Origin of the sequence: Amycolatopsis vastitatis (genome assembly GCF_002234595.1) — a bacterium.
In the GTDB taxonomy this organism is placed as follows: Bacteria; Actinomycetota; Actinomycetes; order Mycobacteriales; family Pseudonocardiaceae; genus Amycolatopsis; species Amycolatopsis vastitatis.
The window spans coordinates 48,378-70,461 of sequence record NZ_NMUL01000065.1 but is presented as its reverse complement, the minus strand read 5'-3'; the positions used below and the strand labels follow the sequence as shown (position 1 = coordinate 70,461).

Annotated in this window: 20 protein-coding genes; 4 read left to right on the top strand and 16 right to left on the bottom strand. The window is 70.0% G+C overall.

From position 1 onward, the window contains the following. Positions 1-20: 20 nt before the first annotated feature. The 5 genes from CF165_RS43970 to CF165_RS43950 form a co-directional block, all read right to left on the bottom strand. The gene (locus CF165_RS43970) at positions 21-413 is read right to left on the bottom strand and encodes an ectoine synthase (protein ID WP_003071625.1); all 393 of its coding nucleotides are present in this window, start codon (positions 411-413) and stop codon (positions 21-23) included. Between the two features lie 11 nt (positions 414-424). Continuing rightward, on the bottom strand, positions 425-1,678 hold the full coding sequence (ectB, locus tag CF165_RS43965) for a diaminobutyrate--2-oxoglutarate transaminase (RefSeq protein WP_093953524.1): 1,254 nt from the start codon (positions 1,676-1,678) through the stop codon (positions 425-427). A gap of 15 nt (positions 1,679-1,693) precedes the next feature. Next, entirely contained in the window at positions 1,694-2,203 is a 510-nt protein-coding gene (gene ectA, locus CF165_RS43960) for a diaminobutyrate acetyltransferase (RefSeq protein ID WP_167441755.1), read from the bottom strand. A gap of 219 nt (positions 2,204-2,422) precedes the next feature. Beyond that, positions 2,423-5,368 (bottom strand): patatin-like protein, encoded by a 2,946-nt coding sequence (locus CF165_RS43955; RefSeq protein WP_143268824.1) that lies wholly within the window; start codon positions 5,366-5,368, stop codon positions 2,423-2,425. 105 nt (positions 5,369-5,473) lie between these two features. Then, positions 5,474-6,460: a zinc-dependent alcohol dehydrogenase family protein gene (locus tag CF165_RS43950; protein ID WP_093953523.1), complete on the bottom strand. Its 987-nt coding sequence runs from the start codon at positions 6,458-6,460 to the stop codon at positions 5,474-5,476. A 115-nt stretch (positions 6,461-6,575) separates the two neighbouring features. On the opposite strand from CF165_RS43950, the gene CF165_RS43945 reads away from it, so the two are divergent. Then, entirely contained in the window at positions 6,576-6,926 is a 351-nt protein-coding gene (locus tag CF165_RS43945; protein ID WP_093953522.1) for a winged helix-turn-helix transcriptional regulator, read from the top strand. Here the strand turns inward: CF165_RS43945 and CF165_RS43940 are convergent. Together CF165_RS43940 and CF165_RS43935 are read right to left on the bottom strand one after the other, a co-directional pair. Then, positions 6,923-8,158, bottom strand: a complete 1,236-nt coding sequence (locus CF165_RS43940) for a DUF445 domain-containing protein (protein ID WP_093953521.1) — start codon at positions 8,156-8,158, stop codon at positions 6,923-6,925. The two genes, CF165_RS43945 and CF165_RS43940, sit on opposite strands and share 4 nt — an antisense overlap. Positions 8,159-8,162: 4 nt before the next feature. Continuing rightward, positions 8,163-8,945, bottom strand: a complete 783-nt coding sequence (locus CF165_RS43935; protein ID WP_093953520.1) for an Abi-alpha family protein — start codon at positions 8,943-8,945, stop codon at positions 8,163-8,165. A 144-nt stretch (positions 8,946-9,089) separates the two neighbouring features. On the opposite strand from CF165_RS43935, the gene CF165_RS43930 reads away from it, so the two are divergent. Beyond that, complete coding sequence (locus tag CF165_RS43930) at positions 9,090-9,911, top strand: maleylpyruvate isomerase family mycothiol-dependent enzyme (RefSeq protein ID WP_093953555.1); 822 nt, start codon at positions 9,090-9,092, stop codon at positions 9,909-9,911. Here CF165_RS43930 and CF165_RS43925 read toward each other — a convergent pair. Next, positions 9,901-10,326, bottom strand: coding sequence for a LapA family protein (locus CF165_RS43925; protein ID WP_093953519.1), 426 nt, complete (start codon positions 10,324-10,326; stop codon positions 9,901-9,903). The two genes, CF165_RS43930 and CF165_RS43925, sit on opposite strands and share 11 nt — an antisense overlap. 46 nt (positions 10,327-10,372) lie before the next feature. Next, positions 10,373-11,512: a dipeptidase gene (locus CF165_RS43920; protein ID WP_093953518.1), complete on the bottom strand. Its 1,140-nt coding sequence runs from the start codon at positions 11,510-11,512 to the stop codon at positions 10,373-10,375. 99 nt (positions 11,513-11,611) lie between these two features. Between CF165_RS43920 and CF165_RS43915 the strand changes: the two genes are divergently transcribed. Together CF165_RS43915 and CF165_RS43910 are read left to right on the top strand one after the other, a co-directional pair. After that, positions 11,612-12,070: a MarR family winged helix-turn-helix transcriptional regulator gene (locus CF165_RS43915; protein WP_093953517.1), complete on the top strand. Its 459-nt coding sequence runs from the start codon at positions 11,612-11,614 to the stop codon at positions 12,068-12,070. A gap of 47 nt (positions 12,071-12,117) precedes the next feature. Further along, positions 12,118-12,498: a VOC family protein gene (locus tag CF165_RS43910; RefSeq protein WP_093953516.1), complete on the top strand. Its 381-nt coding sequence runs from the start codon at positions 12,118-12,120 to the stop codon at positions 12,496-12,498. A 54-nt stretch (positions 12,499-12,552) separates the two neighbouring features. Here the strand turns inward: CF165_RS43910 and CF165_RS43905 are convergent, their stop codons facing one another. From CF165_RS43905 to CF165_RS43875, 7 genes are all read right to left on the bottom strand, one after another. After that, on the bottom strand, positions 12,553-13,407 hold the full coding sequence (locus CF165_RS43905) for an amidohydrolase family protein (RefSeq protein WP_093953515.1): 855 nt from the start codon (positions 13,405-13,407) through the stop codon (positions 12,553-12,555). Next, positions 13,404-14,951, bottom strand: a complete 1,548-nt coding sequence (locus CF165_RS43900; protein WP_093953514.1) for a benzoate-CoA ligase family protein — start codon at positions 14,949-14,951, stop codon at positions 13,404-13,406. Before CF165_RS43900 ends, CF165_RS43905 begins: the two co-directional genes overlap by 4 nt. Before the next feature lie 8 nt (positions 14,952-14,959). After that, a complete protein-coding gene (boxB, locus tag CF165_RS43895) occupies positions 14,960-16,381 on the bottom strand; it encodes a benzoyl-CoA 2,3-epoxidase subunit BoxB (RefSeq protein ID WP_093953513.1) in 1,422 nt (473 codons plus the stop codon). 5 nt (positions 16,382-16,386) lie between these two features. Next, positions 16,387-18,006 (bottom strand): 2,3-epoxybenzoyl-CoA dihydrolase, encoded by a 1,620-nt coding sequence (gene boxC / locus CF165_RS43890; protein WP_093953512.1) that lies wholly within the window; start codon positions 18,004-18,006, stop codon positions 16,387-16,389. A gap of 32 nt (positions 18,007-18,038) precedes the next feature. Further along, entirely contained in the window at positions 18,039-18,464 is a 426-nt protein-coding gene (locus CF165_RS43885) for a hypothetical protein (RefSeq protein ID WP_205661162.1), read from the bottom strand. Between the two features lie 96 nt (positions 18,465-18,560). Continuing rightward, positions 18,561-19,463 (bottom strand): GNAT family N-acetyltransferase, encoded by a 903-nt coding sequence (locus CF165_RS43880; protein WP_093953510.1) that lies wholly within the window; start codon positions 19,461-19,463, stop codon positions 18,561-18,563. Positions 19,464-19,615: 152 nt separating this feature from the next. Next, complete coding sequence (locus CF165_RS43875) at positions 19,616-22,042, bottom strand: beta-glucosidase H (RefSeq protein WP_093953509.1); 2,427 nt, start codon at positions 22,040-22,042, stop codon at positions 19,616-19,618. Positions 22,043-22,084 lie beyond the last annotated feature (42 nt).

Genomic DNA, 22,084 nt, shown 5'->3' with positions numbered 1-22,084 from the left:
TCCTGTTTTCCTCGCCGGTTTTACGCGTCCTCGGTGATCAGCGGGTACACGCCGTTCTCGTCGTGGACCTCGCGGCCGGTCACCGGGGGGTTGAACACGCACACGCACTTGATCTCGGTCTTCGGCCGGACCTGGTGCTTGTCGTGGTCGTTGAGCAGGTAGAGCGTGCCGGGCTTCAGCTCGTACACCTTGCCGGTGGCCAGATCCTCGATCTCGCCCTCGCCGGAGGTGATGAACACGGCCTCGATGTGGTTGGCGTACCAGAAGTCGTTGACCGTCCCCGCGTACAGCGTGGTCTCGTGCACCGAGAAGCCGACGCCCTCCTTGGCGAGGATGATCCGCTTGCTGCGCCAGTTCTCCGTCTTGATGTCGGCGTCGGTGTCGGTGATCTCGTCGAGCGTGCGGACGAGCACGTCGGACTCCCTTACTTGGTCAGGACGGCCTTGATGGACTCGTCGATGATCGACAGGCCCTGCGTCAGCTCGTCGTCGGTGAGGGTCAGCGGCGGCAGCAGCTTCATGACTTCGCCGTCGGGGCCGGAGGTCTCCATCAGCAGGCCGCGGGCGAACGCTTCCGCGCAGACGCGGCCGGCGAGGTCGCCGTTCGCGAACTCGATGCCGCGCGCCAGGCCGCGGCCCTTCGCGAACAGGTTCGCTTCCGGGTAGGCCTCGACGATGCCCGAGAACGCGCTCGCGATGCGCTCACCCTTCGCCTTGGTCGACTTCTCGAGCTCGTCGTCGCTCCAGTAGGCGTCGATCGCTTCCTTCGCGGTGACGAACGCCGGGCTGATGCCGCGGAAGGTGCCGTTGTGCTCGCCCGGCTCCCAGACGTCGAGCTCCGGCTTGATGAGCGTCAGCGCCATCGGGAGGCCGTAGCCGCTGATGGACTTCGACAGGCAGACGATGTCCGGCGTGATCCCGGCGTCCTCGAAGGAAAAGAACGGGCCGGTGCGGCCGCAGCCCATCTGGACGTCGTCGAGGATCAGCAGGATGTTGTGGCGCTTGCAGAGGTCGTCGAGGCCCTTCAGCCACTCCAGGCGCGCGGCGTTGATGCCGCCTTCGCCCTGCACGCCTTCGACGATCACCGCGGCCGGCTCGTTGAGCCCGCTGCCGGAGTCCTGCAGGAGTTTCTCGAAGTAGAGGAAGTCCGGCATCGCGCCGTCGAAGTACTTGTCGTACGGCATCGGGGTGGCGTGCACCAGCGGGACGCCGGCGCCGCCGCGCTTCATCGAGTTGCCGGTGACCGACAACGCGCCCAGCGTCATGCCGTGGAAAGCGTTGGTGAAGTTGATGACCGACTCGCGGCCGGTCACCTTGCGCGCCAGCTTCAGCGCGGCTTCGACGGCGTTCGCGCCGCCCGGCCCGGGGAAGACGACTTTGTAGCCGAGCCCGCGCGGGTCGAGGACCTTGTCGCGGAAGGTCTGCAGGAAGTCGCGCTTGGCCACGGTGAACATGTCCAGGGCGTGGGTGACGCCGTCGCGCTGGATGTAGTCGATCAGGGCCTGCTTCAGCCGCGGGTTGTTGTGCCCGTAGTTGAGCGCGCCGGCGCCGGCGAAGAAGTCCAGATAGGGCTTTCCGCTCTCGTCGTGGAGCCAGCTGCCCTGCGCGCGGTCGAACACGACCGGCCAGCCGCGGCTGTAGCTGCGGACTTCGGATTCGAGCTCTTCGAAGATGCTCATGTGTTCGTTTCTCTCCTAATCGCCCGGATTCGTCGGCAGTGTCAGCGGACCGATGCGGTAAAGCTCTTCGGGCAGGTGCCCGGCTTCGGGGAATTCCTCCCCGCCGAACAGCACACTGGTTTCCATCGCGGCGTTCCACCGCTTCGCGAACGACGTGAACAGCCGGATGGACGCCTCGTTGTCCGGGGTGATGGTGGTCTCGAGGTAACGCACCCCCTCGCCGACCAGACGCGTGTAGAGCGCGTCGAGAAGGGCCCCGGCCAGGCCCTTTCCGCGCTGGGACGCGTCGACCGCGACCTGCCAGACGAGCGCTGCCTCGGCTTCGTCCGGCCTGCGGTAGGCGATGACGAAACCGACCGCCCTGCCATCCTCGCGCGCGACGACCGAAGACTCGGCGAAATCGCGGCACCACAGCATGTATGCGTACGGCGAGTTGAGATCGAGCTTGGCGGAATCACGCGCGATTCGCCACAGCTCCGCGCCGTCCGCCTTGGTCGGGGATTCGATCAAGTGCGTTACGGACATACTCAGGAAACGTAACAGAGAATTTTCCACTCGCCAGCGACCCAGCTCACCGACCCCGCAATGACCTGCGACGACGCGGAGTACCCGGTGAGCAGTCCCACAAACATGTTTGAAGCGGACGGTGCATGGGCAGACGCGCGCTTGGGGCGCGTGCTCGTGGCTCGTGTCCTCCCCGCACGATGAACCCAAACCGGACTGATCGCAAGGCGACGGGCCGGATCAGGCCCGGCGTCGGTGCCGGATGCGTCGCCAGACCGCGCTCACCGGCATCACGACCGCGGGCAGGATCAGCAGCCCGGAAACCACCAGCCACCACACGGCGCCGTCGCCGCGCCGCCAGCCCGCGACCACGCTGCCGAGCCAGCCGAAGAACGGCTGGGCCAGCGGGGGCAGGAACGCCGCCGACAGCAGCGCCGCGACGACCACCACGCCGAGCACGGCGAACAGCTTCCGCGCGGTCCGGCCCGTCGTAAGCAGGGCCGTCGCCAGGTAGACGACCGCGCCCGCGAGGACCGGCAAGCCGACCCACTGCAGCACCGCGCCGCCGTTGCTGCCGAGCACCAGCCCGGCCAGCAGCGCCAGCACGCCGGCCGCGAGCGAGCCCGCCGTGCCCAGACGGGACGCGCCTTGAGAAACCTTCGCCGTGCTCCTGGACACGGTCCGCAACATTCCGGCGACGGTCTGGGGCCAGCCGCCGGGCAGCTGGAACGCGACCGTCCCGGCGTTGACCGTGGCGGCGCCGAGCGCGACCAGGGTGCGCGTCAGCCGCGCGGTGCCCTGCTCGCCGGCCAGCTTCTCCGCCGAGACGCGGCAGGCCTGGAACTGGGCCTGCGCGGTCCCCACGTCGGCCCGGGGCAGGTCCTCCTTCAGCGCGTCCTCGATGCCACGGCGGTCGTCGGCGTCGTAACGCGCCGCGAGCGTGACGACCGGCAGTTCCTCCGCGGCGATCTCGGCCTGCCGCGCGCGGGCCAGCACCATGGCCGTCACCGGCATGCTGACCGGACGGCCGGGTTCGAAATCGACCGGCCGGAGGTCGGCGTCGAGGCCGAGGAACGCCAGCTCGGCGGTCAGCTGGTCGCGCAGCTCGGCCGCCTCGGCCGGGGTGCACCGGTCCCGTTCGTCCGGCTTGCGCCAGAGCGGGCCGAGCGCGGCGACGAACTCGTCGCGGAACCGGTCCCGCCCGACGATCTCCCGCAGCGTCTCCAGGCGGGCCGGGTCGAGCAGGCACTGGGCCAGCCAGCCCGCGCCGTCGACGCGGCCCCACATCCAGTCGCTGGCCCGCCACGACGCCTTGTAGAAGGCGCCGAAGTAGCTCGCCTGCATCCCGGTCAGCTTGTCCCACGACCGGCGCCGCGACATGTCCAGCAGCGTCCGCGAATCGGCGCTGACCTGCACGAGGTCGACCCGCTGGTCGACCGACGGCGCCTGCGCGAGCAGCCCGCGCGTCGCCACGTGCAGTGTCACCAGCCGGGCCTGGACGACGTCGTCGGCCGCGGCGTCGGGGCCCAGCGCCAGCCAGTTCAGCAGCGTGGTCACCGTGCCGGCGTCGTCATCGGCGGCCAGCGCCTGCAGGGTCGGGGCCGCCGCGCGCAGGCCCGCGACCACCATCGGCCACGCCTCGGCGACCGCGGCCGACTGCCCCAGGCCCGCCCATTCCTCGGCGAGCTCACGGATCCACACTTCGAGGGTGCTGCTCGCGCCTGGCCCGGCGTGCGCGGCGACCCACTGCGCGAGCCGCACGCCGCGCCCGGCGGTCCGGCGCGCCGCGTGCAGCTGGGCGCGCGCGTCGTTGAGCTCCTTCGCGCGGGTGGCGTCCGGCCGCAGCCGGAACCCGGCGTTGATCAGCTGCAGGCCGGTCGCGACGGCGTCGTCGAGCGCGGTCGTCCGGTAGCCGACCAGCTCCGGCACCGTCAGGGCGGCGGGTGGCGGCCCGGCCGGGACGCCGCTGCTCAGCCCGGTCACGGCGATCGCGCGCAGCTGCCGCGACATCCCGGACGCCCACTCGCGGTCCGGGGTGTCCGCATCGGACAGCGCGTACCGCCGGGCGGCGACCCGGACCAGCTCGGCGGCGTCCTCGGCGGTCCGCCGCTCGAGGTAGGCTGCGGCGATCCGCTCGTCCACCAGGCATTCGGGGCCGCCGCGCAGGCCGAGGGCGGCCAGCGAGACCCGGGTGTCGCGGGCGCGGAGCACGGCGTCGTTGTGCCGGGTCAGGTCGTCCAGCTCGGCGCTGATCGACTGGCTCATCACGGTGTTGACGACCTTGGCCATCGCGTTCGACAGCAGCGGCGGGTTCGCCGCGTCGCAGTCGACGGCGTCGGTCTCGCGCTCGCCGGTCGGCACGACGTAGAGCAGCAGCCGCCGGACGTCCGCGTGCGACGGGCGCTCGAAGATCTCGCGCAGCGCGGGCCGCAGCGGCTTGTTCAACAGCACGCCGCCGTCGGTCAGCCAGTGCGAGCGGGTCAGCTCGGTGTAGGGCGTCATGTCGGGGTGCAGCCGGTCGGTGCCGCCGTCGCCGATCGGCATCCGGGACAGCTCGAACGCGCCGGGGAACGACGCGGTGGAGCGGGCCGCCAGCGCGAGCGGCCCCTCCACCCCGTTCGTCCACAGTGGACCACAGAACCGGAAGAGCATCCGGTGTTCGGTGTCGCGCACCAGGTTCCCGAGCGCGTCGTCGAACCGGGTGGTCTCGCCGTCGATCATCGTGCCGGTGAGCAGCACGGTGATGTCGGGTTCCTCGGCGGGCGGAGTGCCTTTCCCGGTGATGTCCCGCAGGGCCTTCTCGACGTCGCCGAGCAGCACGCGGTCCCCGTCGAGGACCGACCGCGGCCGGTCCTCGCGGGCGTCCCGGATGAGGTTCTCCAGCGAGCCGGTGGTGATCCAGGTGTCCCGCAGAACCTGCGGCGTGGAGCCGAACGCCTCGGCCAGGCCCAGGCAGGCGGCGTTGATGCCGCCGGCGCTGGTGCCGGTCAGGACGTCGACCGAAACGGTCGCGCGCAGCACGTCGAGGAGCTTCCGGTACAGCCCGGGCCCGGCGTCGCCCCGCGACTCCCGCAGCAGCTGCGACGTCTCGGTGGCCACCCCGCCCATCCAGATGGCCAGGCTGGCGCCCCCGACCATGGTCACGGCCAGGCGGATCTCCTGCTGCCAAGGTTCTGTTTCGGCCATGGGGCACCCCTGCCGGCTAGTCGTCCTGACGGAGGAGTAGAGGCGAAAGGTGAGCGCGGGGATACGTCCGGATGTACGGCCGTTGGGGTGGACTTGCTCGCCCGCTCAGCCTCCGACGGTGACCACCACCTTGCCGAACTGGCCGTTGGCCTCGAGGTAGCGGTGCGCCTCGGCGATGGCGTTGAGGTCGAACGTCCGGTCCACCCGCGGCCGGAACGTCCCCGCCCGGACACCGGCGCGGACGAAGTGCTCCGCGCGGGCGAGGCGGTCGGGATCCAAGGTGAGGTCGAACGCGTTGAACAGCCGCATGGTCGGGACGAACCACAGGGGGAACGGGGTTTCCTTCGTGTCGAGCGCGCCGTAGACGACGAGCGTCCCGCCCTTCGCCGTGGCCGCGGCCAGCTTGCGGACGCCCTCGCCGGCGACGGCGTCGAAAACGAACTGTGCGCCCTTGTCGCCGGTGATTTCCCGGGTGCGCTCGGCGATGTCCTCATCGTCGGTGACGATCACGTGCACGGCACCCGCGTCGAGGAGCCGCTGCTTCTTCGCGGCCGTGCGGGTGGCGGCGATCGGGATGGCGCCGATGTGGTTGGCGACGTCGATCGCCGCCAGTCCGACACTGCTCGACGCGGCCGTGATCAGCACGAAGTCTCCAGGCCGCACGTGTCCTTCGTCGACGAGAGCGCCGTACGCGGTGAGGAACGGCCCCCACAGCGCCACGGCCTCGGCGGCGTCGAGCCCTTCGGGGCGCCGGAGGACGGCGGACGCGGGCACGATCGCCGCCTCGCCGTAGACGCCGTAGTTCCGCATCGAAAAGCCCGCGACCGTGCTGACCGCGTCGCCGGCTTGGAAGCCGGTGACCCCGTCGCCGAGCGCTTCGACGATGCCGGACGCGGAATAGCCGAGCTTCGCCGGGAACTCGCCGGCGCGTTCGAAGTAGAGCCCGGCGCGGAACATCGCCTCGGCCCGGTTGAGCCCGATCGCCTCCACCCGCAGCCGCAGCTCACCGGGACCCGGCTCGCCGAGCTCGACGTCCACGAGTTCCAGCACTTCCGGTCCGCCTTCGGCCGCGAACCGCACTGTCTTCGTCATTCCTGGTTCCTTTCCCCAGCTTGCCGGAATCGATCGTGCCCCGGCGGCGTTCCCGCTGGAAGACGGCACTTTTCTGATACGACGGCACACGCCTGTTACGAACGAGGTCACGACGATGGACAACGGCGAAGTTCCTCTGTGTTCCCTGCGCGAGGTGCTGGATCTGGTGGGCGACAAGTGGGCGATCCAGGTCCTGGTCCGCCTCGGCGACGGACCCCGGCGGTTCAGCGAACTGGAGCGCGCCCTGCCCCGGGTGTCGCGCCGGATGCTGTCGCTGACGCTGCGCGGCCTGGAACGCAACGGCCTGGTGACGCGGACGGTCTACCCGGAGGTCCCGCCGCGGGTCGAGTACACGATGACACCGCACGCGATGGAGCTGGACGAGCCGCTGCACGCGTTGTCGGCATGGGCGGCCAAGCACCGGGCGAAGGTCGCCGAAGCACGCCGAGCCTTCGACGTCGCCTAGGTCGCCAGGTGCTCCAGGACCAGGACCTGCGCCTCACCGACCGCGAACCCCAGCACCGCGCCGGTCGCGATGAGGATCCACTCGTCCTGCTCGAAGGCCGGCCGGAGCAGCCGCTCGAACTCCTTCGGTGACAACTGCTTCATCTTCGACACCAGGACGTTCCGGATGTCCATCGCGTCCGTCGCGTAGTCCTCGATGTAGCGCATCGTCTCCGGCAGCCGCGACATGATCTGCGATGCGATCGCCAGCTTCATGTCCTGGTACTTCCGGCTGCCCACCGCGAAAACCAGCAACGGCTTCGCGACGCTGCCCAGTTCGCGTTCGAGCTGGCGCTGGATCAGCGCCAGCACCCGGTCCGACAGCGGCCCGTGGAGGATCGCCTCGATGACGTTGTGCGGCGTGATGATCTCCTTGGCGATCAGCGAGCCGTACGCCTCCGCGACCTCCGCGCGCCGCTTCAGGAACAGCCCTTGCCATTGCACGCCGAAATAGCGGCGCGGCTCGATCGGGTAGAAGATCATCCGCAGCGCCAGCCAGTCCGTGAACCAGCCGGTGAACAGGCCGAACACCGGCATGATCGGCGGGAACTTGAACAGGATCCACGCCACCATCTGGATGACGCCGATCGCGCCGCCGAACACCAGACCGGAGCGGGCGATGAACTTGAACTCCTTCGCACCCGCCTCCTGGAAGATCCGGTTGAGCAGCCGCTTGTCCTTGACCAGGCTGGTGACCACCATGCCCTTCAGGTCGAACACACTGTCCACATCGGACTTGATCAGGTCGAGCACGGCGGCGACCATCCGCGGCGACTCGTGCTGGACGCGCTCGATCACCAGCCGCTGCACCCGCACCGGCAGCGACTCCCACAGCCCCGGCTGGTAGGCCGCCGCCACCTCGCGGACGATGTCCTCGACCCCCGCCAGCAGCGGTTTCTCGATCTCCTGGGCGATCCGGGACGCGTCGAGCCGGGCGACGACCTCGGCCGGCTTGATCAGCTGCTCGGTCATCGTGTCGCAGGCGATGCTCGCCATCCGCGCGGCACGCTTGGGCACGATGCCCTGCCAGCCGAAGAACGGCTTGACGCCGATGAACTCCACCGGCTGGAACATCATCCGGATCGCGACGAGCTTGGTGCCGTAGCCGATCAGCGCGGCCACGACCGGGATCGAGACGTAGAGGGGCCAGTGCTGCCCGAAGTCGGCGAGGACGCCGCCGATGAAGGCCCCCACCGCGCTAGCCGAAGCTCGGGTCGCAGGCCTGCCAGAACTGCGCCCCCAGGCGCGAGATGTGGATCGTCCGCCGGACGAACTTCGCGCGCTTGACGTGCTTCTCGGCGTCGCGGACGCTCTCGTCGGTCAGCAGGATTTCGTACTGGGTCTCCAGCGCCGGCACCTCTTCGTCGAGGTCAACGAGGCCGAGACCGATCAGCCGGGTGACGTAGCCGGGCACCTGGTCGGGCAGCGACACACCGGCCGCCTTGCCGACCGTGGACGCGTTGCGCAGCACGACCCGGCCGCTGCCGCCGAGGCCAGCCCGCTCGACGACGTCGAGGGCGGGGAACGGCGAGCCGTCCGACAGCGCGGACAGGATGCGGGCCTCGTCGGGTGTCAGCTGGCGCAGGATGATCGCGTAGAAGTACTCGCGGGCCCGGTCGCGGCCGAAACCGATCGAGTGGTTGAGCAGCTCGGCCATCGCGGCGCGCAGCGGCTCGCCGTGGTTGTCCCGCGCCGGCACCAGCGTGACCGTGGCCTCGACGGCGGCGGGGCGGTTCATCGCCGACGCCGCGGTGAGCGCCGCGTGGTACGGGTCGTCGACCTCGTCGAGCCGTCGCCGCAGCTCGGTCAGCAGCTGGCGCTCCACCTCGCGCACCCCGCGGCCGGCGGTCTCCACGCCGGGGAGCTTGCGGCCGAGCGCGAACCCGGTGCGCGCGGCCCAGCCCGCCAGCTGACCGGCGCGGCGGGCCAGGTCCGCCACGTCGTCGGCGGCACCCCGGCCGTTCGGTCGCTCTGCGTTCACCCGCGGACTCCCCTCTGCTTACGCGGTGATGCTACCTGCGGGTACGCCGAACGGAGGTGTGACGACCAGCATCCTTCGGGGGTCCGGGTGGCGGAGCCCCCGGCCCGGGGCGAAGCCCCGGAACAACACAGCATTATGTGCGGCATGAGTCCGACGCGCTGGGGCCCGCCGATCGACGTCCTCCCGTACTTCTCGAAGGAAGAACAGGCGCTGATGACGCTGCTCGGCGCGCTGACCGACGAGGACTGGACGCGGCCGACCATGTGCGCCGGCTGGTCGGTCAAGGACGTCGCCGCCCACCTGCTGGGCGACAAGGTCGGACGGCTGTCCCGCGGCCGCGACGGGCACACCTCCGAAGGCCCCCGTCCGGGTGAGCCGTTTCCCCGGTTCGTCGACCGGATCAACGAGGAGTGGGTCGTCGCCTGCCGCCGGCTCTCGACGGACGTCCTGCTCACCATGCTGTACGAGTTCATGGGCCAGACGACCGAGTACTGGGCGCAGCTGGACCTCGACGTCCTCGGCGAGCCGGTGACGTGGGCCGGCGACGAGCCCGCGCCGCGCTGGCTGGCCGCGGCCCGCGACTACTCGGAGTTCTGGGTCCACCACGTGCAGATCCGCGAGGCGCTGGAGCACACGCCACTGGAGGCGGAGTACGCCGAGCCGATCGCCGACACGTTCGTGCGCGCGTTGCCGCATACCCTGCGTGACGTCGACGCCCGCGTCGGCAAGCAGGTCGGCTACACCGTGACCGGCCACGGAAAGTGGTACGCCCGCCGGGAGCGTGACGGCTGGGTCCTGGACCGCGGCGCACCGCCGTCACGCACCCCGCTGGCCTCGGTGACGACGGACCTGGACACGTTCTGGCGGCTCTGCACCCGCAACGCGGCGAACCTCGATCGCGTCCGGACGGCCGGCGACGAAAACGTTTGCGCGGTGCTGCTCGGGATGACCTCGATCATCGCTTGATGTGGCGCGCCTGCTTCCGCAGCTGCAGGATCCGGGCGCCGCCGATCAGCGCGACCAGCGCGGCTCCGCCGATGGCCGAGAACAGCATGGCGATGGCCAGCGGCAGGCTGCCTTCGGCGCCGAAGAACCGCACGGTCGCCGGGTCGAGGTTCTGCAGGATGAAGATCAGCAGCACCACCAGCACGAGCAGGCCCGCGATCACCGCGACCCACGTGCCGCTGATCCGCGTGGGCCGCGCCTTGCCCGCCGGTTTGGCCGGCGCCGGTACCGGCGTCGCCTCCTCCGCGCCCGGGCGAACGTCGCCGGCCCGCAGCTCGGCGGGTTCCAGTGCGCCTTCCGGCACGCCGGTGCCGGGCAGGTCGTGGTTGGTCGGACCGGTGGGGCGGTCGGCCGCGCCCCCGCGCGCGTGCGTCATGCGTCCAGTGTCCGTCCCGCGCGCGGGGAGCGCCGCCTCAAACCCCCTAACGGGCGAAACCGTCGACCTCCCGTAGGACGCGGAGGGTGTTCTTCCCGGCCAGTTTCGCGCAGTCGTCCTCACTCCACCCGCGCTCGAGCAGCGCGGCGAACAACACCGGGTACTTGGAGGTGTCCTCCAGGCCCTCCGGCAGCGTGCCGACGCCGTCGTAGTCGCCGCCGAGGCCGATGTGGTCGATCCCGGCGACCTCGCGGGCGTGCTCGATGTGCGCGACGACGTCCTCGACGCCGGCCTTCGGCTTGACCGGCCCGTCCCACTCCTTGACGAACTGCCCGCGCTGGGTGAGGTTCCGGTAGTCCCGGCCGGCCTCCGCCATGGCCGCCTTGAGCTGCTCGTCCCAGGCGGCGACCTTCGGCGAGACGAACGCCGGCACGAAGGTGATCATCGCGACGCCGCCGTTGCCGGGCAGCTTGGCCAGGACGTCGTCGGGGATGTTGCGCGGGTGGTCGTTCACCGCGATGCAGGAGGAGTGGCTGAAGATCACCGGCGCCGAGCTGACCTCGATCGCGGCCCGCATCGTCGACGGCGCGACGTGCGACAGGTCGACCATCATCCCGATCTTGTTCATTTCGCGCACGACCTCGCGGCCGAACTCGGTGAGCCCGCCGTGGGCCGGTTCGTCGGTGCCCGAGTCGGCCCAGGTGGTGTTGAAGTTGTGCGTGAGCGTCATGTAGCGGACGCCGACCCGGCGCAGGATGCGCAGCACGCCGAGCGACTCGGCGATGCTGTGCCCGCCTTCGGCGCCGATCAGCGACGCGATCCGCCCGTCGGCGAACGCGGCCTCGGCCTCGTCCGCCGTCGTCACGAGCCGGAGCCGGTCGGGGTAGCGCTCGGCGAGCTGGTGGACGACCTCGATCTGCTCCAGCACGGCGGTCACGGCGCTGTCGCCCTCGAACTCACAGGGCACGTACACCGACCAGAACTGCATGCCGAGCTTTCCGTCGGCGAGCTTCGGGAAGTCGGTGTGCAGCGCGGGCTGCCGGACGGTCAGGTCGAGCGACGCGGCCGCCTCGACGGGGTTCGGGCCACCGTGCTGCCGCAGCTCCCACGGCAGGTCGTTGTGCCCGTCGGCGAGGATGACCCCGTCCAGTAATCGGGTAGCACGCTCTAGTGCCTCGTTAGTCATCGGCCGATCGTAGGGACGTCCCATATACGCTCCGTACAAACGGCTGCAGCCTCTTGCCGGCAAGATATCTTCCCGCGAGCTTGCCGCTAAGGTGGGGTGGTGACACCGGATCCGAACACCGACGACGACGAGATCGTCACCTGGTGGGGCCTGGTCATCGAGGGTTACCTGGCCACCCAGGACAAGCTGATGGGCGAGATCGCCGACCGCTTCGGGCTCGCGCCCGGGTCGTTCGACATCCTGCTGCGGCTGGTGCGCTCGCCCGAGCACCGGATGCCCATGACGCGCCTGGCCACGGAAGCGGCGCTGTCCAGCGGCGGCTTCACGAAGGTGGCGGACCGCCTGGTGGCGGCGGACCTGATCTGCCGCGTCCCGAGCCCCGACGACCGCCGTGTCACGTTCGCGTCCCTGACCGACCACGGCCTCGAGGTGGCGAACAAGGCCCGCGCGGCGGCGGCCGGCATCCTGCGCCGCATCGTCCTGACCCCGCTGGGTGACGACGCGGCGGCACTCGCGGAAGCGATGCGGACACTCCGCGCGTTCAACAGCGACCGTTGAAAAAGTCGAGGTCACAGCGGTGCGCCCGGCGGCGCACCATGAGGGGCATGCTGACCGAATCGACCATCACGACGATGCTCCCGGTGACCGACAGCGAACGCGCCGGCCACTTCTACACCGACGCCCTCGGCCTGAAACAGACGGGACGCGGCGAGGACGGAACCCTGTACTTCGCGGCGGCAGGCGGAGCGATCGGCCTCCGCCAGATGCCGGACGGCACGCAGAGCGAGAACACGGCACTGAGCTTCGAAGTCGGCGATCTGCCTGCCGAAGTCAGAGCCTTGGAGGACCGCGGCGTGCGGTTCCAGGACTTCGAGATGGAAGGTCTGAAGACGGTCGACCACATCGCCCAGATGGGCAAGGAGCGGGCGGCGTGGTTCAACGACTCCGAAGGCAACGTGCTTTGCCTGCACGAGGTCATGGGCTGAGCCTCTGGGGGCGCGGGGGTGCCACCGGTAATCGGCACCCCCGCGTGCGTCCCACTAGGCCAGTGACGGCATCAGCTTGATCGCGTTCCCCGACAGCACCCCGCTCAGCACGTCCTCCGGCAGCCCCAGCTCCGCCAGCGCCCGGACGTTCGCGGCCACGCCCGGCACCCCCGGCCAGTCGGTCCCGAAGACGAACTTCCCGGCCAGCCGCGGGAAGTCGAACCGCCGGTAGTACTCCGGCAGCTTCTTCGGCGGCAGCCCGGCGAGGTCCAGCCACACGTTGTCCCGCGCCAAAGCCAGGAACGCCGCCACGTCGTACCACCAGCCCCGGCCGCCGTGGGCGAAGACGAACTGCAGCGACGGGAAGTCTTCGACCACATCGGACAGCAGCTCGGGATTGCCGAAACTGGTGCGGGAACCGGGAAAACTCGACGTCCCGGAGTGGAGGATCACCGGCACCCCGCGCTCGAGGCAAAGCTGGTAGACCGGGTACAGCTCCTTGTCCGCCGGGGAAAACGCGCCGTGCACCGCGTGGATCTTGAGCGCCACCGCACCGAGGTCCAGCTGCCGCGCGACCTCCGAAGCCGCCGGGTGGTGCAGGTACGGGTTGACGTTCGCGACCAGGCGGAACCGCGTCGGATTGTGCGAAACCAGGGCCAGGTTGTCCTCGATCGGCTGAATTCCGGTCGCCCGTGGGCTGTATTCGCAGAACAGCAGCACCCGGTCGACGCCTTCGGACTCCATCAGCTCGTCCATCGCCGCGGGGATCACCACGCCGTCCGCCGAGTACACCGAACGCCACGGGTACGACCCCGCGAAGTCGTGCGCCCACTGCAGCCAAGCGGGTTTGAGCGTCGGCAGCCGAGGCGCGTGGACATGCGCGTCGACCACGAACCGGCCGTCGATCATGGGTGGGGAGCCACCACCCGCAACGCGTCGCGGACCTGCTCGCGGATCACGTTCCGCCGGATCTTGCCGGTCGCCGTCTTCGGCAGTTCGGCCAGCTCGACCACGCCTCGCGGGCGCTTGAACGCCGCGAGCCCCTCGCGGCAGAACTCGATCAGCTCCGCCGGGTCCACCGCGAAGCCGGGCGCGGCCACCACGCACGCCACGGGCTTGTCGAGCCCGTCGGCGTCCGGCGCGGCGACGACCGCGACCTCCGCCACCGCCGGGTGCTGCCGCAGCCGTTCCTCCACTTCGGACGGTGACACCCAGATCCCGCCCGCCTTCAGCATGTCGCCGAACCGGCCGAGGCAGCTGTAGGTGCCGTCCTCGTTCCGCACGTAACTGTCGCCGGTCCGCAGCCACTCGCCCTGGAACACCAGCTTCGTCGCGTCGTAACGGGCCCAGTAACCGGTCGCCGTCGACGGCCCGGCCACGAACAGCTCACCCGGCCGGCCGGCGACGTCGATCACCGCGCCCGCTTCGTCGCGGAGCTGGACGTCGTACCCGGGCACCGGGACGCCGGTGCTGCCCGGCCGCACCTGGCCGGGCCGGTTCGACAAGAAGATGTGCAGGGCCTCGGTGGACCCGATGCCGTCGAGGATCTCCAGCCCGAACCGGGCGCGGAACCGTTCGAACAGCGACGCGGGCAACGGCTCGCCGGCCGAAACCGCGTACCGCACCGAGGAAAACGAGTCGTCCGGGACGTCGCTGGCGAGCAGCGCCGCGTAGAACGTCGGCACGGCGAAGAACAACGACGGCCGCTCTTCGCGAGCGCGTCGCGCGAACAACGCGGGCGTCGGCCGCGACGACTCCAGCAGGGTCGTGCCGCCCACGCCGAGCGGGAAGAAGCAGGAATTCCCCAGCCCGTAGGCGAAGAAGAGCTTCGGCACCGACAGGAACCGGTCCGCGGACGAGGCCGCCAGCACGTCGCGGGCGTACGTCTCGCAGACCGCGCGGATGCTGGCGTGGCGGTGCATCGCGCCCTTCGGCTGTCCCGTCGTCCCCGACGTGTACAGCCACAACGCGGGCGAATCCTCCCACGTATGTCCACTTAGGAGAGATCCATCCAAAGTGGACCAGTCGTGCGTCCGGGCGGCGATCCCGGCCGCGTCGGCCCGGTCGAGCACGACGTCGGTGACCTCGGGTGCGAGCCCGAGCGCGGTCACCGCCTGCCCGGCGAACTCCCCGGACACGCACAGCACGCGCGCCCGCGAGTCGGCGAGCATCTGGCCCAGCTCCAGCCCGGTGACCATGGTCGAGACCGGCACGGCGACCGCGCCGGCCAGCATCGCGCCGAGGATGCCGGTGAGCAGCTCGACGTCGTCGACCATGCAGAACATGACGCGTTCTTCGGGCCGCACGCCGATTTCGGCCAGGCCGCCGGCGACGCGGCGGGACTCGGCCGCCAGCTCGGCGTAGGTGAGCGAACGGCGGGGCGAGACGACCGCGGTCGCGTCCGGATGCCCGGCCGAGAGCAGGTACTCCGCGGCGTTGAACGCTGTCGGCACCAGTCCTCCTACGTGAGGTACACGTACTCGTAGTCGAAGGGCTTCCCGTTGATGCCCTGCCGCGGCGGCGCGACCCAGCTCGCGATCTTGCCCCGCTCGTACACCGGGTGCATCAGCGAGCGGACGAACGTGAGGTCCTCGGTCGTGGGCAGCCACTTGCGTTTGCCGGCCTCCCAGGTCGCCTCGTCGACGATGGTGCCGTCGGGAGTGACGTGGTGGCCGGAGTTTATGCCCACTTCGCGGTTGAAGCCAGGGTGCGGCAACCGGAACGTGAAGTCGATGCCGGCGTCGGAGAGGATCTTGTTCCAGCGCTTCACGCCGGTCTGGCAGTCGGCCACGTACTCGCTGCGCAGGTCGAGGTTGAGCAGCAGGATGGCCTGCAGCTCCTCGGTCGTCCACGTGCCGTCGCCGTTCGGCCGCTCGATGGTGCGGGCGTCCCCGGTGAGCTTGTGGTCGTCCTTGCGGCGGGTCTCCTGCCAGCGGCCCTTGAGCCCGGCGGTGTAGTAGTTCGCCGCGTTCGTCGACGTCTCGCTGCCGAACAGGTCCAGCGACACGGTGTAGTGGAAGTTGATGTACTTCTGGATGATTTCCAGGGGGATGCCGCCGTGCGGCCCGATGTCGTAGGTGTCGTGCTCGCGGATCAGCTCGGCGCTGCGGATCACCACGCGGTCGACGCCGGTGGTGCCGACCATCATGTGGTGCGCTTCTTCTTTGAGCATGAACTCGCACGTACGCGAGAGCGGGTCGAAGGAGCTTTCCTTGAGCGTGCCGAGCTGGTACTTCCCGTCGCGGTCGGTGAAGTAGGTGAACATGTAGAACGCCAGCCAGTCGGCGGTCTCCTCGTTGAACGCGCCGAGGATGCGCGGCGCGTCCGGGCTGCCGGAGTTGCGCAGCAGGAGCCCTTCGGCCTCGTCACGGCCTTCGCGGCCGAAGTAGGCGTGCAGCAGGTACACCATCGCCCACAGGTGACGGCCTTCTTCGACGTTGACCTGGAACAGGTTGCGCAGGTCGTACAGGCTCGGCGCGGTGAGCCCGAGGAGTTTCTGCTGCTCGACCGACGCCGGTTCGGTGTCGCCCTGGATGACGATCAGCCGCTGCAGGTCGGCGCGGTACTCGCCGGGCACCTGCTGCCAGACCGGCTCGCCCTGGTGCTCGCCGAAGGCGATCCGCCGGTCGGGGTCGCGCTCGGCGAGGAAGATTCCCCAGCGGTAGTCGGGGACGTTGACGTGGTCGAAGTGCGCCCAGCCCTCGCGGCCGACGCTGACCGCGGTGCGCAGGTAGACGCCCTGGGTCTCGAGCGTCGGGCCCATCTCGCCCCACCAGTGCATGAACTTCGGCTGCCAGCCCTCCAGCGCGCGCTGCAGCCGCCGGTCCTCGGAGAGGTTGACGTTGTTGGGGATCTTGGCGTCGTAGTCGATCTTCTCGGGCATCTGCGCTAGACCCGCTTCCTGTCGAAGACGGCCTTCTGCCCCGTACCGTAGCGGCGCAGCGCGCCTTCCGGTCCGGCTGCGTTCGGCCGGGTGAAAATCCAGTTCTGCCAAGCCGCCAGCCGGCCGAAGATCTTGGTCTCGATGGTCTCGGGACCGACGAACCGGTGGTTGGCCTCCATCCCGGTGAGCGCGTCCGGGCTGAGTGATGCGCGGCCTTCGAGGGCGATCCGGATCTCGTCCTCCCAGTCGAGGTCGTCCGGGGCGTCGGTGACCAGGCCGAGTTCGAGGGCTTCGGACGCGCTGAGGTTCCGGTCCTTCTCGCGCGCGAGCCAGGCGAGGTGGTCGTCGTCGCCGTAGAACCGCGCCTGCAGGCGGGTCAGGCCGTTGCCCATCGGGAACGCGCCGAAGTTGGCCTCCGACAGGCGGATCGACGCGCGTTCCTCGGAATCCTCGTCGTCGATCGGCGGACCGTCCAGGATGTACTGGCGGTCGGCGGCCAACGCGATTTCCAGCAGCGCGCCGGCGAAGCAGCTGCCGGGTTCGATGAGCGCGATCAGGCTGCGGCTGGTGACGTCGAGGCGTTTGAGCGTGCGCTTGAAGTAGTGCGTGATCTCGTTGGCCAGCCAGTCTTTCCCGCCGAGGACGGCCTGCTCGTGGGCTTCGACCTTCGCGGGGTCCCCTTGGGTCCTGAGGATCCAGGTTCCCGCTTCGACCTCGTTGGTGCGCAGCCGCAGGATGGCGTCGTCGAGCTCGCGGGTCATGGCGAGGAACCAGCCGTCCGCGCCCTCTTCGTGCAGGTCGCCGGGGTCGTTCTCGGGGCCCTTGACGGTGATGGTGGCCTGGTCCTTCTCGACCTCGACGTCGACATAGCGGTGTTTCAGCGGCGTCAGCTCGATACCGCCTTCGCCGGTCCGGCCGGACTCGCGCGCGATCTCGCGGGCCCGTTTCGCCACGGCCTCGCGGAACCCCTGACGCGGCACCAGCTCGTCGACCAGCCGCCAGTCGACCGCGGTCTTGCCCTTGACGCCGTCCGGGCGCGTCGCGAAGACGTCGGCGAGGTCCCTGCGCACGCGTCGTTTGTCGACGACCCGGGTGAGCCCGCCGGTACCGGGCAGCACGCCGAGCAGCGGCACCTCGGGCAGCGCGACGGTCGAGGAGTTGTCGTCGATCAGCAGGATCTTCTCGCAGGCCAGCGCGATCTCGTAGCCGCCGCCGGCGCAGGTGCCGTTCACCGCGGCCACGTACGTCTGGCCGGAGTGCTCGGTGGCGTCCTCCATGCCGTTGCGGGTCTCGTTGGTGAACTTGCAGAAGTTCACCTTCCAGTGGTGCTCGGACGCGGCGAGCATGCGGATGTTCGCGCCCGCGCAGAACACCTTGTCCTTCGCGCTGGTCACGACGACCACGCGGACCTCGGGGTGTTCGAACCGCAGGCGCTGGGTGGCGTCGTAGAGCTCGATGTCGACGCCGAGGTCGTAGGAGTTGAGCTTGAGCTCGTAGCCCGGGACCAGCCCACCCTGCTCGTCGACGTCCAGCTCGAGCCAGGCCACCTCCCCGTCGATCTGGAGGCGCCAGTGGCGGTACTCGTCCGGACGGCGGTCGAAGGTCACCGGTGTGGTGGTGGTCACTCTCCCGATTGTCTACACGAGTCAGACGGAGGTCAATGTTCTGTAGAAACTTGATCTCGCGAGGTCACTCGGTTGACCGTCGCCCACGCCCAGGTCAGGAACACCCAGAGCGCCAGGCCCGCGGCGGCGTCGGTGAAAATCGTCGCGAAGAAGAACGGCGGAATCCGGGGGATGCCGGTCAGGAAGTGACCGAGGGTGATCATCCCCGCCAGCGAATAGACCAAGAGGAACGCGAGCGCCTGCGGGTAGCGGCCTTGCCGGTACGCGCGGTAGCCGAACCAGCCGAACGTCGTGAAGAGCACCCAGCCGAAGGCGACGACGATCCCCGCGGCGAGCGTGGGGACACCTGGCAACTGTGGGTAGTCGGCGACGCGGATCGTGTTGTGGGCATAGTGGATCGTCGTGCTGACCAGCGAGAAGCCCAAGATCACCCGAAGTGCAGCCAGCCCCTTGTCCATCACGGCCCCCGATTTGATAGATCGCTCTAGCGACGGTAGCGCCGGTGGCCGTGAGTGGCAAGGCGGGTTCTAACCCGCCTTGCCAATCACGACGGTTCAGACGAGGTCGATGCGGTGCTGCGTCACCGGGTAGCCCGCCTTCGCGAAGGCCTTCGCCATCGGGACGTTGTCGACGTCGGTGGCCGCGACGATCCGGTCCGCGCCGTAGGAGACGAGGTCGTGCGTCGCCTCGACGAGCAGGTCGTAGGCGTAGCCGTTTCCGCGGTGCTCCGGCACCACGGCGACGTAACCGACGACCGGGTCGTAGACGTTGCGGGTCGGCAGGGTGAGCCCGACCAGCTCGCCTTCACGCGTGTACGCCAGCCGCCACCAGTCCCGCGGACCCGGCATCCACCGCATGATGTCGAGGTCCTCCTGCGCGGCCGCGTCGAGGCCGTGCTCCTCGACGGTCTTCCGCACGTGCGCGTCGAGGCTGCCGGCGTGCACCCGCTTGAAGACGTCGAGGATGACGTCGTCGTCCGGCTCCGGCCGGAACTCGAGCCTGCCCGGCCGTTCCGGCAGGCCGTTTTCCGGGGTCCAGCGGAACCGGTAGCGCTCGACGAGCTTGCGGTAGCCCGCCTTCTCGGCCGCTTCGACCCGGACGTTCACCTCGCGCGCGACGTCCGGATCGGCCTCCCACGCCGGCGGCGTGGTCAGCGAGTACTCCGCGCGCAGCGGCGCCGTCTTCAACAGGTGGACGCCCGCGTCGAAATCGGTGAAGTCGAACCAGTCCAGGGCGATCGGGGTCGCGTCGCCGGGCTTGGCCCACCAGGCGGCGCGGGCCACGACGACGTCGTCGCGCAAGGCGACCCACGTCCACTCCGGCCGGTACTCGCCCTTCGCCGCCATCTCGGCGAAGTCGTCGCCGAGCAGCGTGCGGCCGACGAGACCGCGGTCGGGCAGGGAGGTGAACAGTGCTTCTTCGCCCGCTTCGAGCGGGCGGATGACCAGTTCGGTCACGGAAATCCTTCCGGGAGTACGCGCTCCCGGTCAGACAGCCGGCACCCTCGCTGCGAGGTGGGAGCGCGTGATCGGTTGCGTGATCATCGGTCCCACCTCCTTTCGCCTGGTCGAGGGTGCGTCGGCGACCTTACGGGTGCGTCCCGCGGTGATCAACGGATTTTCTGCAGCACCACTCGCGTGCTCAGCCGCGGATCGGCGTAGGAGTGCGACGCCTCCAGGACGTACTCGCCCGCGATGTGCTGCCAGCCGTCGCGCCAGGCTTCGACCGACCTCGGCGTGATGACGACGTCGGTCTCGACGGCCTGGCCGGGGCCGGCTTCGACGCTCGCGAACCCGGCGAGCCAGCGGTGCGGCCGGTCGCCGCGTTCCGTCGGGGCCAGGTAGAGCTGGACGACCTCGCGTCCCTGCCGCGTCCCGGTGTTGCGCACGCGGACCCGGACGCGGACCCCGCCTTCGTCGTCCGGGTAGGCGTCGAGCTCTTCGTACGCCCAGGTCGTGTAGCCCTGGCCGTGGCCGAACCAGTAAGCGGGCTGCCGGTCGCTGCGAGCCCACGCGCTGTAGCCGATGTAGACGCCTTCGTCGTATTCGAGCGCGCCTTCTTCGGGCGTCACATTGGTGACCGGCGCGTCTTCCAGCTTCGCCGGCCAGGTCGTCGGCAGGCGGCCGCCGGGTTCTTCGCGGCCGAAGAGGACGTCGGCGAGCGCGTCACCGGCGGCCTGGCCGGGGAACCAGGTCAGCAGCACCGCGGCGACGTCGTCCCGCCACGGCATCTCCACCGGGGAACCGGCGTTGACCACCACGACGGTGTTCCGGTTGGCTTCGGCGACCCGCGTGACGAGTTCGTCCTGCCGTCCGGGCAAGGCGAGCGAAGTCCGGTCGAAACCCTCGCTCTCGACCTCGGCGGTCGTGCCGACCACGACGACGGCGACTTCCGACTTTCCCGCCAGGGCAACGGCTTCTTCGATCGCGGCGTCCGGGTCGAGCACCGGGCCGCGGTGCCCGAGCGCGAAGGTGACCCAGGCGAAGGTGCCCCGCGCGAACTCCGCCATCTCCGACGGGATCCAGTAGGTCAGGCTGACGGCCACCGGCTCGCCCGCGGTCAGCTCGATCTCCCGGCGCTGTTCGTGGACCTGCATGATGGACGTGAAGATGTCCCCGCCCTCCGGCAGGTTCACGCCGTCGAAGAGGGTCTGGCCGGCGACGGTGAGGCGGAGGTCGCCGGGGCCGGTGACGCCGAAGGTGTGCGTGCCGCTCTCCTCCGGCAGGAACGTGCCGGCGATCTCGACCGACGCGAGCGTGGCGATGTCGAGCCCGGCCGGCAGTTCCCCGATCCAGTCGATTCTGGCTTTTCGCAAGGGAAATTCAGCCAATCGGGTGCCGTCGGCGGCACGGGCCGTCGCGCGGAGCCGGAAATTGTCGGTGGCCGAAGGTAGCGTCGTTCGCGGATCGGCACCGGGGGCGTACGTGAGCTCGGTGCCCGGGGGAACGGCCGCCTTCAGGCCGTCGAGAGGGGAGACGACGTGATCGGGGAACACGGTGGCGCTGCCACCACCGAGGATCTTCGGGTCCGCGGCGAGCGTGCCGATGAGCGCGATGCTCTGCGGCTCGCGCAGCGGCAGCAGGCCGGTTTCGTCGCTGAGCAGGACGAAAGACCGGTGCGCGACCTCGCGCGCGAGCGCATCACCATCCACATTGGACTGACCGGGCACCGGGGTGCCGCCGAGCGCACCGGTCCGGTGGGCGAGCAGGAGCACGCGGCGGACCATGGCGTCGACGACGTCGGGGGGCACCTCGCCGCCGCGCACGGCTTCGGCGAGCCGTTCGCCGAACACCGTGCGAGGACCGGGCATCGCGACGTCGAGGCCGCCGTTGGCGGAGGCGACGGTGTCGCGCGCGGCCAGCCAGTCGGAGACGACGAAGCCGTCGAAGCCCCATTCCCCGCGCAGCACGCCGTTGAGCAGTTCGGCGTGCTGGGTCATCGTGACACCGCCGACGCTGTTGTAGGCGGCCATGATCCCCCACGGCTTCGCCCGCCGGACGATGAGCTCGAACGGCGCGAGGTAGAGCTCGCGCAGCGCGCGTTCACTGACGCGGACGTCGACGGTGAAGCGTTCGGTCTCGAAGTCGTTGGCGACGAAGTGCTTGACCGTGACGGCGACCCCGCCGTCCTGCACGCCGGTGACGTAGCCGGCGCCGATCATCCCGGTGAGGAGCGGATCTTCGGAGTAGCACTCGAAGTGGCGGCCGCCCAGTGGCGAACGCTGGAGGTTGACCGTGGGCGCGAGCAGCACGTGCACGCCCTTGCGCCGGGCCTCCTGCGCGAGCAGGCGGCCGACGCGCACGGCCAGCCGCGGGTCCCAGCTCGCGGCGAGCGCCGTCGGGCTGGGCAGGGTCACGGACGGGTCGTCCGGGCTCCACCGCACCCCGCGGACGCCGACCGGACCGTCGGAGAGCACCAGGGAGGCGAGGCCGATCCGGGGTAGCGCGGGCAGGGACCAGACGTCCTGACCGGCGAGCAGGCTCGCCTTGGCGTCCAGGTCGAGCTCGGCCAGCAGCGCCTCGACGTCGAAGCTCATGCGCATCCTCCGCAATCGGTCCTGCCGTCACCCTACCTGGCG

What these genes read in the sequence shown, in the direction of transcription:
- ectB (WP_093953524.1), bottom strand. Translation starts at nt 1,678, where the DNA reads ATGAGCATCTTCGAAGAGCTCGAATCCGAAGTCCGCAGCTACAGCCGC.
- ectA (WP_167441755.1), bottom strand. Translation starts at nt 2,203, where the DNA reads ATGTCCGTAACGCACTTGATCGAATCCCCGACCAAGGCGGACGGCGCG.
- CF165_RS43955 (WP_143268824.1), bottom strand. Translation starts at nt 5,368, where the DNA reads ATGGCCGAAACAGAACCTTGGCAGCAGGAGATCCGCCTGGCCGTGACC.
- CF165_RS43950 (WP_093953523.1), bottom strand. Translation starts at nt 6,460, where the DNA reads ATGACGAAGACAGTGCGGTTCGCGGCCGAAGGCGGACCGGAAGTGCTG.
- CF165_RS43945 (WP_093953522.1), top strand. Translation starts at nt 6,576, where the DNA reads ATGGACAACGGCGAAGTTCCTCTGTGTTCCCTGCGCGAGGTGCTGGAT.
- CF165_RS43930 (WP_093953555.1), top strand. Translation starts at nt 9,090, where the DNA reads ATGAGTCCGACGCGCTGGGGCCCGCCGATCGACGTCCTCCCGTACTTC.
- CF165_RS43925 (WP_093953519.1), bottom strand. Translation starts at nt 10,326, where the DNA reads ATGACGCACGCGCGCGGGGGCGCGGCCGACCGCCCCACCGGTCCGACC.
- CF165_RS43920 (WP_093953518.1), bottom strand. Translation starts at nt 11,512, where the DNA reads ATGACTAACGAGGCACTAGAGCGTGCTACCCGATTACTGGACGGGGTC.
- CF165_RS43910 (WP_093953516.1), top strand. Translation starts at nt 12,118, where the DNA reads ATGCTGACCGAATCGACCATCACGACGATGCTCCCGGTGACCGACAGC.
- CF165_RS43905 (WP_093953515.1), bottom strand. Translation starts at nt 13,407, where the DNA reads ATGATCGACGGCCGGTTCGTGGTCGACGCGCATGTCCACGCGCCTCGG.
- boxB (WP_093953513.1), bottom strand. Translation starts at nt 16,381, where the DNA reads ATGCCCGAGAAGATCGACTACGACGCCAAGATCCCCAACAACGTCAAC.
- CF165_RS43885 (WP_205661162.1), bottom strand. Translation starts at nt 18,464, where the DNA reads ATGGACAAGGGGCTGGCTGCACTTCGGGTGATCTTGGGCTTCTCGCTG.
- CF165_RS43875 (WP_093953509.1), bottom strand. Translation starts at nt 22,042, where the DNA reads ATGAGCTTCGACGTCGAGGCGCTGCTGGCCGAGCTCGACCTGGACGCC.